The organism is Promicromonospora sp. Populi (assembly GCF_041081105.1).
GTDB lineage: Bacteria > Actinomycetota > Actinomycetes > Actinomycetales > Cellulomonadaceae > Promicromonospora.
Genome location: NZ_CP163528.1, coordinates 227,814 through 239,348 on the forward strand (window position 1 = coordinate 227,814; position 11,535 = coordinate 239,348).

10 protein-coding genes are annotated in these 11,535 nt (G+C 73.0%); 9 read left to right on the top strand and 1 reads right to left on the bottom strand.

All coding sequences use genetic code 11. The features are described from left to right. Positions 1-38: 38 nt before the first annotated feature. Entirely contained in the window at positions 39-1,007 is a 969-nt protein-coding gene (locus AB1046_RS01040; protein WP_369371928.1) for a DUF4439 domain-containing protein, read from the bottom strand. A gap of 291 nt (positions 1,008-1,298) precedes the next feature. Between AB1046_RS01040 and rimP the strand changes: the two genes are divergently transcribed. The 9 genes from rimP to AB1046_RS01085 all read left to right on the top strand — a co-directional run bounded on the left by rimP (position 1,299) and on the right by AB1046_RS01085 (position 11,460). Beyond that, positions 1,299-1,892 (top strand): ribosome maturation factor RimP, encoded by a 594-nt coding sequence (gene rimP / locus AB1046_RS01045; protein WP_369371929.1) that lies wholly within the window; start codon positions 1,299-1,301, stop codon positions 1,890-1,892. A 1-nt stretch (position 1,893) separates the two neighbouring features. Further along, positions 1,894-2,943, top strand: coding sequence for a transcription termination factor NusA (gene nusA, locus AB1046_RS01050; RefSeq protein WP_369371930.1), 1,050 nt, complete (start codon positions 1,894-1,896; stop codon positions 2,941-2,943). 99 nt (positions 2,944-3,042) lie between these two features. Beyond that, complete coding sequence (locus AB1046_RS01055; protein WP_369371931.1) at positions 3,043-3,309, top strand: YlxR family protein; 267 nt, start codon at positions 3,043-3,045, stop codon at positions 3,307-3,309. A 178-nt stretch (positions 3,310-3,487) separates the two neighbouring features. Then, positions 3,488-6,541 (top strand): translation initiation factor IF-2, encoded by a 3,054-nt coding sequence (infB, locus tag AB1046_RS01060; protein WP_369371932.1) that lies wholly within the window; start codon positions 3,488-3,490, stop codon positions 6,539-6,541. A 92-nt stretch (positions 6,542-6,633) separates the two neighbouring features. Next, a complete protein-coding gene (gene rbfA, locus AB1046_RS01065; RefSeq protein WP_369371933.1) occupies positions 6,634-7,074 on the top strand; it encodes a 30S ribosome-binding factor RbfA in 441 nt (146 codons plus the stop codon). A gap of 46 nt (positions 7,075-7,120) precedes the next feature. Beyond that, entirely contained in the window at positions 7,121-8,083 is a 963-nt protein-coding gene (gene truB, locus AB1046_RS01070) for a tRNA pseudouridine(55) synthase TruB (RefSeq protein ID WP_369371934.1), read from the top strand. 103 nt (positions 8,084-8,186) lie between these two features. Further along, complete coding sequence (locus AB1046_RS01075) at positions 8,187-9,209, top strand: bifunctional riboflavin kinase/FAD synthetase (protein WP_369371935.1); 1,023 nt, start codon at positions 8,187-8,189, stop codon at positions 9,207-9,209. Positions 9,210-9,229: 20 nt separating this feature from the next. Further along, on the top strand, positions 9,230-9,910 hold the full coding sequence (locus tag AB1046_RS01080) for an ATP-binding cassette domain-containing protein (protein WP_369371936.1): 681 nt from the start codon (positions 9,230-9,232) through the stop codon (positions 9,908-9,910). Further along, positions 9,907-11,460, top strand: a complete 1,554-nt coding sequence (locus tag AB1046_RS01085) for a DUF6297 family protein (protein ID WP_369371937.1) — start codon at positions 9,907-9,909, stop codon at positions 11,458-11,460. The genes AB1046_RS01080 and AB1046_RS01085 overlap by 4 nt, the downstream gene beginning before the upstream one ends. Positions 11,461-11,535: the final 75 nt, after the last annotated feature.

Genomic DNA, 11,535 nt, shown 5'->3' on the forward strand with positions numbered 1-11,535 from the left:
TCTTGGTTGTGGGATCACGCCCACAACCAAGCTGCGGGTCAGGCCTGTTCCGGCAGTCCCGGGAACGGGACTGCCGGGGCGCCCCACTCGGCGCCCGCAAGGGTGGCGTCGGTGAGCAGCGCGATCAGGACGGCGCGGGTGCCCGGTTCGGCGATGCCGACCAGCGAGGCGTAGTTCTGGGCGAGGTCGCCCTCAAGGGCGCGGGCCAGGTCCGGCGTCGTCGTGTCCGCTCCGGGCACCACGTACGCGACGCGACGCGGGTCCTGGTCGGTGCCGTCGACCCCGGCCACGAGCGCCCAGGCCTGGGCCCGGGCGCGGTGCAGGCGCGCGCTCCCCTCGGCGCGGGTCCGGACCTCGCCCTCGGTCTGCGCGGCCCGCACCTCCAGGGCGTAGCCCGCGGTGTCCTCGGCCAGGACCAGCGCGCTCAGGTCCTCGGCCGACAGGCCGGTGGGGACGACGGGCGGTCCTGACGTCGCCGACGCCGGAGCCGCCGACGCGTCCTCGGTCTCGGTCGGGTCCGCTGTGGGGTCCTCCGGCTCGGGGATCTGGGTCGACGGGAGCTCCGGGCTCTGGGCGCCGGTGAGCTCCGCGAGGCTCCGGGCGTGCTGCGTCTGCGACGTGGAGATCGACGCGAGCAGCCGGCCGAGCGGCCCGACCTGCGTCTGGTCGGCCGCGGCCCGGGTGCGCGTGGCGGCGCCGGTCAGGGACGTGACGACGGACCGGGGTGTGGGCTCGGTGATGCTCGCCGAGGCGGAGGCCCTGGCGGACGGTTCGGTCACGATGTCGTCCAGGCCGGAGTCGTACTCACCGCCGAGCTGTTCCGCCTGCTCGACCGCGATGTCCGCGATCTCGGTGAGCTCGATCACGACGTCGGCCCGGACACCGTCGCCCTCCGCGGCGGTCTCGGCCTGGTCGGCCACCAGCAGGGCGTCGGCGACGGCGGTGCGCCGAGCCACCTCGGCCGCGTCCGGCACGGGCTCGGTCGGCGGCGGTGTATCCAACCGCACGCCACAACCTGAGAGAATGATCGCGCAGGTCAGAGCCAGCGCGGTCAGGCCTGACCGACGTCGAGGGCGGGCTGTGGGGCCGTAAGCGTTCATCGTGGCCGATGATGTCATGCTCCAGAACCCGATTTCGTGCCGAGCCGATTGCGTTCGGGTCACGGACGTCACGTTCTACGCGAAGTGCCAGGCCCTGGCGCTTCGTTACGCTAGCCATGCGAAAACAACAGCACATCGGTCGAACCGTTCCGGCTCGAACCGTGCCCCGCACGTGGGGGAGCCGACGGGAGGCAGTCGATGACACAGCATGCGGACGCGGTCCGTGAGGTGGTCGGACCGGTGGTCGAGGCCGCGGGACTGCACCTCGAGGAGGTCACCGCCACCCGGGCGGGCAACAAGTCGGTGGTCCGGGTCATCATCGACCTGCCGGACGACGCGGTGGGCAGCCTCGACTCCGACGCCCTCGGCGAGGCGTCCCGCGCCATCTCCGCGGCGCTGGACACGGACGACGTAGTGCCCGGCGCCTGCACGCTGGAGATCTCGACGCCCGGGACCGCCCGGCCGCTCACCGAGCTGCGGCACTTCAAGCGCGCCCGGACCCGGCTGGTGGCGCTGCGGCTGGCCGACGGCGGCCACGCCGAGGGCCGGCTGACCGACGTGCTGGCCGAGGCCGGCGGAGCGGTGCTGGTGCTCGAGGACAACAGGCGGATCCCGGTCGCCGACGTCGTCCGGGGCCAGGTCGAGGTCGAGCTCAAGCGCCTCGACGACGCCCAGGATGCCGAGGCTGTGGACTTGGGCGAGAGTGCAGGTGAGGGCACCGACGACGACTCGGACGGTGCTGGTACGGACGACACGACCGAGGGTCACCCCGGCCGCAACGAGGAAGGCTGACATGGATATCGACATGACGACCCTGCGAATGCTGGAGCGGGAGCGGGACCTCAGCCTGGACGTCCTCATCGCGGCCATCGAGCAGGCGCTCCTCTCGGCCTACCACCGCACCCCCGACGCCTTCAACCGCGCCCGCGTCGAGGTGGACCGGTCGTCCGGCCACGTCACGGTGTGGGCCCGCGAGGAGCTGCCCGTCGCCGAGGAGCAGGACGACCCGGAGGCCCGCCCCGCAGTGGAGTTCGGCCCCGAGTTCGACGACACGCCGCAGGACTTCGGCCGCATCGCCACCGCCACGGCCCGCCAGGTGATCGTCCAGCGGCTGCGTGACGCCGAGGACGACCAGGTGCTGGGTACCTTCCGCGGCAAGGAGGGCGAGGTCCTCGCCGGCGTCATCCAGCAGGGCCGCGACCCGCGGATGGTGCTGGTGGACGTGGGTGGCACCGAGGCGATCCTGCCGCCGCACGAGCAGGTACCCACCGAGGAGTACGTGCACGGTGAACGCCTGCGCGCCTACGTGGTCGAGGTGAGCCGCGGAATGAAGGGCCCGCAGATCACGTTGAGCCGTACGCACCCGAACCTGGTCCGCAAGCTCTTCGAGCTCGAGGTCCCGGAGATCGCGGACGGCTCGGTGGAGATCACCGCGGTCGCCCGCGAGGCGGGGCACCGCACCAAGATGGCGGTGCGCTCCCGGGTGCCGGGGCTGAACGCCAAGGGCGCGTGCATCGGCCCGATGGGTGCCCGCGTACGCGCGGTGATGGCAGAGCTGCACGGTGAGAAGATCGACATCGTCGACCACAGCGACGACCCCGCCGCGTTCGTGCAGAGCGCCCTGTCGCCCGCCCGTGTGTCCTCAGTCACAGTGGTCGACGCCGACGCGCGTGCAGCTCGCGCCATCGTGCCCGACTACCAGCTGTCCCTCGCGATCGGCAAGGAGGGCCAGAACGCCCGGCTTGCCGCCAAGCTGACGGGCTGGCGCATCGACATCCGCTCGGACGAGGCAACCGACGCCGACGCAGGTGGCGCGGCCGCCGACGCCCAGAGCGGCAGGTAACGCCGGGTGGGTCGGCGCGGTAGACTGTCCGAGTCTGGGCCACGCGCCCGTCTTTCGACCTGCCTCGCACCTGATTCGGGACAGCCCGTCAAGGGTCCGGTGCGCACGTGTGTCGGATGCCGGGGGCGCGACCAGCGGTCTGCACTCCTGCGTCTGGTGCTGGACTGCTCGACGCACGGTGAAGCGGTGGCAGGTCCACAGCGCATCGTCGTCGACGTCCGTGCCTGCCTGCCAGGTCGCGGTGCCTGGGTTCACCCGGAGCCGCGGTGCCTGGCGCTCGCTGAGCGTCGCAGGGCCGTACCGCGCGCACTGCGTGTTGACGGGCCTCTCGATCTCAGCGAGGTCCGAGCACACCTCGGCGAGTGAGTGCATCAGCCGCAAGACTGTTCCGACCGGGGCGCAACCATGCGTCCGGCCGAATTATGCGATTCGTCGACAAGGAAGCGGGTCAGACGCCGATGGGCACCCGATGAGCCCCCAGCGATGAGTACTCAGTACTAACGGTGGTCCTCCCTGTCCCGGGATGGACCGAGACAGGAGAGTTGTGGCCAAGGTCCGCGTCTACGAGCTCGCAAAAGAGCTCGGAGTGGAAAGCAAGTCCTTGCTTGCCGAGCTGAAGTCGGCAGGCGAGTACGTCCGTTCGGCGTCATCGACGCTCGAGCCGCCCGTCGTGCGGCGCATGCGCGACAAGTTCCCCGCCGGCGGCGCAGCCGGCTCGTCCGACAAGGGCGCAGCGGCGAAGCCCGCGAACAGCGCACCCAAGCCGGCCGCGAAGCCCGCGGCCCAGAAGCCTGCCGAGCCCACCCCGGCTCCGGCTGCGGCCCCCGTCCCGGAGGCAGCTCCGGCGCCCGCCAAGGCGCCGGCCAAGACCGAGGCTCCGGCGGCGTCCACCCCGGCGCCCGCCGCCCCGGCCCCCAGCCCTGCGCCGGAGGCTGCTCCCGCAGCGGCTCCGGCCCCGGCAGCAGACGTGGCGCCCGCGGCGTCCGCCAGCTCCGCAACGGCTGCCAAGCCCGGTGCACCCAAGCCTGCCGCGGCTCCCAAGCCCGGTGCGCCCAAGCCCGCCGCCGCAGCGCCCTCGGGCGCGCGTCCGGCTCGGGACGGCGGCCGAGGCGGCCGTCCCAGCGGCGACCGTCCCGGTGGCGGTACCCCGCGTCCGGGCAACAACCCGTTCGCCACCAGCCAGGGCATGCCCCGTCCCGGTGGCGGCCGCGGCCGCCCGGGTGCCGGTCCCAGCGACCGTCCGAGCGGCGACCGTGACCGTCCTGCTGGCGGTAACCCGCGTCCGGGCAACAACCCCTTTGCGCCCAGCCAGGGCATGCCCCGTCCGGGGCAGCGCCCCGAGCGGACCGACGCCCCCAGCGGCGAGCGCTCCGGCGGTCCTCGTCCGGGTGGTCCCCGTCCCGCCGCGCCCCGTCCCGGTGGCACCGGTGGCGGCGGCCCACGTCCTAACCCCGGCATGATGCCGGGCAAGACCTCCATGCCGCGTCCGGGCGACCGCCCGGCCCCGGGTGGCGGCCGTGGCCGTCCTGGTGGCGGCGGCGGTGGCCGTCCTGGTGCCGGTGGCGGCGGACCTGCCGGTGCAGGCGCTCCGGGTCGTCCCGGAGCCGGTGGCGGCGGGGGCGGCTTCGGCGGCCCGCGTCGTGGTGCCGGCGGTCGTGGCGCCACGCAGGGTGCCTTCGGGCGCGCCGGTGGCAAGCCGGTCCGCGGGCGTAAGTCGAGGCGGGCGAAGCGCCAGGAGTTCGAGGCCATGCAGGCCCCGTCGCTCGGTGGCGTGCAGGTCCCTCGTGGCAACGGCACCACCGTCGTCCGGCTGCGCCACGGCGCCTCGCTGAACGACTTCGCCGACAAGATCGACGCCAACCCGGCGGCGCTCGTGACCGTTCTGTTCCACCTGGGCGAGATGGCTACGGCCACGCAGTCGCTCGACGAGGACACGTTCGGCACGCTGGCTACCGAGCTCGGCTACCAGATCGAGATGGTCTCGGCCGAGGAGGAGGACCGCGAGCTGCTCGGGGCCTTCGACATCGACCTGCAGGCCGAGGAGGACGACGAGTCCGACGAGGACCTGGAGATCCGTCCGCCGGTCGTGACCGTCATGGGTCACGTCGACCACGGTAAGACCAAGCTCCTCGACGCGATCCGCAAGTCGGACGTCGTGGCGGGCGAGCACGGCGGGATCACGCAGCACATCGGTGCGTACCAGATCACGCACGAGCACGACGGCGCCGAGCGTGCCATCACGTTCATCGACACCCCGGGTCACGAGGCGTTCACCGCCATGCGTGCTCGTGGTGCGCAGGTCACCGACATCGCGATCCTCGTGGTCGCGGCCGACGACGGCGTGATGCCGCAGACGGTCGAGGCCTTGAACCACGCGCAGGCGGCAGGTGTGCCGATCGTGGTCGCGGTGAACAAGATCGACGTCGAGGGTGCCAACCCGTCGAAGGTCCGTCAGCAGCTCACCGAGTACAACCTGGTGGCCGAGGAGTACGGCGGCGACACGATGTTCGTCGACGTCGCGGCGAAGCCGGGCATCGGTATCGACAGCCTGATCGACGCCGTCCTGCTGACCGCGGACGCGTCGCTCGACCTGCGGGCGAACCCGACCAAGGACGCACGCGGTGTGGCCATCGAGGCGAACCTCGACAAGGGTCGCGGCCCGGTGGCGACGGTGCTCGTCCAGTCCGGCACGCTGCACGTCGGCGACGCGATCGTCGCGGGTACGGCCTACGGCCGTGTCCGTGCGATGTTCGACGAGCACGGCAACCCGGTCGAGGAGGCACTCCCGGCTCGCCCGGTCCAGGTGCTGGGTCTCACCAGCGTCCCGGGCGCCGGTGACACGTTCCTCGTGGCACCGGACGACCGGACCGGCCGCCAGATCGCCGAGAAGCGTCAGGCTGCGGAGCGCGCGGCGAACCTCGCCAAGCGCCGCAAGCGGATCAGCCTCGAGGACTTCGACAGCGAGCTCAAGAAGGGCAAGGTCGAGAGCCTCAACCTCATCCTCAAGGGCGACGTGTCCGGTGCCGTCGAGGCACTGGAGGACGCGCTGCTCAAGATCGATGTGGGCGAGGAGGTCGAGCTGCGGGTCATCCACCGTGGTGTGGGTGCCGTCACGCAGAACGACGTCAACCTGGCCACTGTCGACAGCGCCGTGATCATCGGCTTCAACGTGAAGTACGGCGAGCGCGTCGAGGAGCTGGCGGAGCGCGAAGGCGTCGACGTCAAGTTCTACTCGGTCATCTACCAGGCGATCGAGGACGTCGAGGCGGCCCTCAAGGGCATGCTCAAGCCGGAGTACGAGGAGGTCCAGCTCGGGTCCGCGGAGATCCGTCAGGTCTTCCGTTCCTCGAAGTTCGGCAACATCGCCGGTTCGATGGTTCGTTCGGGCACCATCCGCCGCAACTCGAAGGCGCGGGTGCTCCGCAACGGCACGGTGGTGGGCGACAACCTCACGATCGAGTCGCTGCGCCGCGAGAAGGACGACGTCACGGAGGTCCGCGAGGGCTTCGAGTGCGGTATCGGTCTCGGGTCGTTCAACGACGTCAACGAGGGCGACACCATCGAGACGTTCGAGATGCGCGAGAAGCCGCGCGCCTGACGCTGATGGTTCATTGAGTGCGGGGTATTCGCCCGGCCGGCTCGTCCGGACCGGGCGAATACCCCGCACTCACGCCCCGAAAGGAACAGTTCATGGTCGACAGTCCGCGGGCTCGCAAGCTCGCTGATCGCATCAAGGTGATCGTGGCGCAGATGATCGACACCCGGATCAAGGATCCGCGGCTCGGTTTTATGACGGTCACGGACGTCCGGGTGACCGGTGACCTGCAGAACGCCTCGGTGTTCTACACGGTCTACGGTTCGGACGAGGAGCGGGAGGGTACTGCCGCGGCACTGAAGAGCGCCACGGGCCTGATCCGCTCCGAGGTGGGCAAGCAGACCGGCATCCGCCTGACGCCCACCCTCGAGTTCCACCTCGACTCCATCCCCGATACCGCGGCAAACCTCGACGCGGCGCTGATCGATGCCCGCAAGCGGGACGCCGAGCTCGAGGCGCTGCGCGCCGGCGCCAAGTACGCGGGCGACGAGGACCCGTACAAGAAGCCCCGCGAGGACGCCGAAGAGGCCGAGTGACCTCCGGTCCCGCGCGGCACTCCTCCAGGCGCGGATACTTGTGCCCATGACGTCGCCCACCCCCCAAGCGCCGGTGCGGCGCCCGACGGCCGCCGACGGGTTCGTCGTCGTCGACAAGCCCGCGGGCTGGACCAGCCACGACGTCGTCGGGCGCATGCGGCGCCTGGCCGGGACCCGCAAGGTCGGCCACGCCGGGACGCTGGACCCCATGGCGACGGGTGTGCTCGTGCTGGGCATCGGCAAGGCGACCCGCCTGCTCACCTACGTGGTGGGTGCGGACAAGGACTACGACGCGACGATCCGGCTGGGAGTCGCCACGACCACGGACGACGCCGAGGGTGAGGTCGCCTCGGTGGCCGACCCGGGCGCCGTCGGGCAGGTGGACCGCGCGGCGCTGGACGCCGCGATCGCCGATCTCACGGGCGACATCCTGCAGGTCCCGACGTCGGTGTCCGCGATCAAGGTGGACGGCAAACGCGCGTACGCGCTGGTCCGGGCCGGCGAGGAGGTCGCGCTGCAGGCGCGCCCGGTCACGGTCTCCCGGTTCGAGGTGCTGGACGTCCGCACGGCCACGGCCACGGTGCCGGTCGTCGACGTCGACGTGCGCGTGACCGTCTCCTCCGGCACGTACGTGCGCGCCCTGGCGCGCGACCTGGGCGCGGCGCTCGGCACGGGCGGGCACCTGACGGCGCTGCGCCGGACCCGCGTGGGCGGCTACGACCTGGCCGGTGCCCGCACGCTGGAGCAGCTGGAGGCCCAGGCGGACGCCGACGGCACGCTGGCCACGCTCCCGACTGCCGACGCAGCCCGCGCTATCTTCCCGGTGCGTGAGCTCGACGAGGCGGAGGTGCGCGCGCTCGGCTACGGCCAGTGGGTGGAGCCCTCGGGCCGGGACGAGGTAGTCGCCGCGCTGTCGCCGTCGGGCATCCTCGTGGCGCTGCTGGAGGACACCCGCCGCCGAGGCGAGAACCTCGCCAAACCCGTGCTGGTGCTTGCGCCAGCAGGCTGAGCCCGGCTTGGCCCGGGCTCGGGCTAGGCTCTATGACCGGTGCCAGATGTCGCGCGAGCGGCCGTCGCACCCCGCGCCATCCGATTCATGAGGAGCTATCCGCGTGCAGCTGTGGACGGACCTGGAGCAGGTTCCCCCGGGATTCGGGCCATCTGTGGTGACGATCGGCAACTTCGACGGCGTCCACCGCGGCCATCAGGCGGTCCTCGACCGCATCCTCCGGCTCGCCCGGGGCGATGCGGCGAGCGCCGTCGCGGTGACGTTCCATCCGCACCCGGCGGCGGTCCACCGGCCGACGTCGGCTCCGGAGCTGATCACGGGCCTCGAGGACCGGCTGGCGCTCATGGAGCGAACCGGTCTCGACGCGACCCTGCTGGTCGGCTACACCCTCGACTTCGCGGCGCAGACCCCTGAGGAGTTCGTCTCGCGATACCTCGTGGACGGCCTCGGCGCGCGTACGGTGGTCGTCGGTCACGACGTGCGCTTCGGCAAGCAGAACGCCGGCACCCTGGCCACGATGGTCGAGCTCGGCGGGCAGCACGGGTTCGAGGTCGTCGCGATCGAGGACGTGGGCGACTCGCAGCCGGCCGACGGCGACGGGCACCAGCGCTGGTCGTCGACGGCGGTGCGCGCCCTGCTCGCGGAGGGCGACGTCGACCAGGCCGCCGACGTGCTCGGCCGCCCGCACCTGGTGCGCGGCACGGTGGTGCACGGCGACGCCCGGGGCCGCGAGATGGGCTTCCCGACCGCCAACCTGGGCGACATCACGGGGCTCGTCCCGGCCGACGGCGTCTACGCCGGCTGGCTGCGCCGGGGCTCGGCCGCCACCTGCGCGAGCCTGGCCGGGCCCGAGCATGACCGCACCGCGGTGTCCGGCGCGGGGCTGGGCCAGGAGGAGATCCTGCCCGCAGCGATCTCCGTCGGCACAAACCCGACGTTCGACGGCGTGGAGCGCCGCGTCGAGGCGTACGTGCTCGACCGCACCGACCTCGACCTGTACGACCAGACGGTGGTGCTGGAGTTCGTGGCCCACCTGCGGCCCACCCTGCGCTTCGACGGCATGGAGCCGCTCATCGCCCAGATGAACGACGACGTGGCCCGCTCCCGCAAGATCCTGCGGCCCTGAATGCCCGCGTTGAGGTGGGCATGACGTTCCTCGAGCTTTCCGACCTGTCCGTCGGGTACAGCGGTAACGCCGTCTGCCCGCCGGTCTCGCTGAAGCTGGCTGCCGGCGATGCCGTCGCCGTGATCGGCACCAACGGCACCGGCAAGTCCACGCTGCTGCGCACCGTCCTCGGCCTGCAGGAGCCGCTGTCGGGCAAGGTCAGCGCCTTCGGCCGGCCGGTGGACGAGCGCGAGCGAGGTTTTAGGGCCCGCGTCGCGGGCGTCATGGACGACGACGCGTTCTTTCCCGGCGTGACCGTCCGCGAGCACCTGGTGCTCACCGCACGCGGCCACGGTGTGCCCGGGGCCGGCGCCGCCGTGGATCGGGTGCTCGACCACGTGGGCATCACCGGGCACGGCGGCGCCATGCCGCACACCCTGTCCTCCGGGCAGCGCCGCCGGTTCCTGCTCGCGAGCGCGCTCGTGCGTCCGCGGGACCTGCTTGTGCTCGACGAGCCGGAGCAGCGCCTCGACACCGCCATGCGCGCCCGCCTCGCCGACACGCTGCGCGCCGAGGCGGACGCGGGCACCGCGGTCCTGTTCGCCACCCACGACGACCGGCTCCTGGCCGCGACCGGCGCGAGCGCGCTGTATCTGTCCGACGACGGCGCCGTGCTGGTCGAGCCGGCCGACGCACCGGGTGTGCTGGCGGGCTTCCGGTGACGGGCGCAGGCGCGCACTACGACGCGGGTATCGCCGTCGAACCCCCGCTCCCACGCCTGGTCGGGGACGACGACGAGCGGCTCACCGGGGCTGAGCTGCGCCGGCTGACCGCGCGCGTGCGGGCGCACAACCTGCCCGCCGCGCCGGGCCGGGTGGCGATGGACGTCGGCGAGGTGGTGGTCTCGCTCGCGATCGTCGTGCTGTACGTCTGGGGTTTCGGGGCGCCCCTGCGGGAGGTCCTCGTGTCCGACGCGACGGCCTTCGGCCTGGGACCCGGCCTGGTCCAGGCCCTGGTGCTCGCCCTGGCCGTGGTCGCGGGCACGTCGGTAGCGCTGCGCCTCGGGCCGGCCGGTCTACCCGCCGCCGGTGTGCGCTGGTGGGTCCCCACCGCGGCTGACCGGGCCGGGCTCACCTCTCCGTCGGTAGTGCGGGCGACACTCGTCGGTGTCGGCGCGGGCCTGCTCCTGGGCGGTGTCCCCGCTGCCCTCACCGGCGTCGGCCTCGCCGGTATCGCTGCCGACGCGGCGTTCGGCGGAGCGCTTGGCCTCCTCGTCGTCGCGGGCACGGGAGTGCTGCAGGTGACCGGCGCGGCGTCGGGCAGCGGGCCGGGCCGGGTGCTCGACCTACTGCTGGCCGCGGTGCCGGCGGTGGGCCTCGGGCTCGCGCTGTGGGCGCCCGCCTGGGGCGCCTGGGCCGTGCCGTGGTTCGTCCCGGCCGGGCTGGGCGCGGCCGGAGGGGTCGCGCTCGCGGTCTGGGCGCGGCGGCTGGACCGGCTCCGGGCCGGGGAGCTGCGTGCCCGCGCGTCGGCGGCGCTGCAGGCCTCGGTGGCCGTGCTCTCGCTCGACTCGGGCGGCCTGAGCCGGGCGCTGGGCACCGGCCCGACGGCGTCGCGCATCTTTCCCTGGGTGCCCCGCACCGCGCGGGGTCCGGCGAGCGCGCTGCTCGCGGCCGACGCCGTGCTCCTGCTGCGTTCGCCCGCCGCGCTGGCGGGGCTGGTCGCGCTCGCCGCGGCCGGCGCCGTCGTCGTGCAGGTGCCTGTGCTGGCCGGCGGGATCGGGCTGTGGGCGGTGCTTGCCGGCGCGGGTTACGCCGGGGCCCTGGCCGGCGCCGGGGGCCCGCGGGCGGCGGGGGAGAACCCGCGCCTGGACTCGCTGGTGCCGCTGGGGGCCCGGGCCACCCGCGCCGCCCGCACGGTGTGGCCGGCGCTGACCGCGGGGCTCGTGCTGCTGACCGTCCTGGCGATCAGCGGCGGTGGGCCCTTGCTCGCGACGGCGGCTCCCGCCGCGGTCGTCCTCGGTGCTGCCGCGGTCCGGACCGCCTACCGTGGGCCCGTGCCCTGGGACGTGCCGATGATCGCCACCCCGGCGGGTGGGGTGCCGACCGGGCTGGTGCTGCACCAGCTCAAGGGCCTGGACCTGGCGGTGCTCGGCACGCTCCCGCTCGCCTGGGCCGCGGTGTCGGGGGTGGCTCCGCCAGCGCTCGTCGTCGTGCAGGTGCTGTGCGCCGTCGGCGCGGTCGCCTGGGCGACGCACGCCAAGCGCACCTCGTGACACATTGCACGGGTGATGTCACGGTTCGCCGTCGCGTACGTCCCTCACTGGTGGAAGGCCTTCACCCCAGCGAAG

Bases quoted from the DNA above. Each gene is read 5' to 3' on its own strand.
- AB1046_RS01080 (WP_369371936.1), top strand. From the start codon at position 9,230: ATGACGTTCCTCGAGCTTTCCGACCTGTCCGTCGGGTACAGCGGTAAC.
- rbfA (WP_369371933.1), top strand. From the start codon at position 6,634: ATGGTCGACAGTCCGCGGGCTCGCAAGCTCGCTGATCGCATCAAGGTG.
- truB (WP_369371934.1), top strand. From the start codon at position 7,121: ATGACGTCGCCCACCCCCCAAGCGCCGGTGCGGCGCCCGACGGCCGCC.
- nusA (WP_369371930.1), top strand. From the start codon at position 1,894: ATGGATATCGACATGACGACCCTGCGAATGCTGGAGCGGGAGCGGGAC.
- rimP (WP_369371929.1), top strand. From the start codon at position 1,299: ATGACACAGCATGCGGACGCGGTCCGTGAGGTGGTCGGACCGGTGGTC.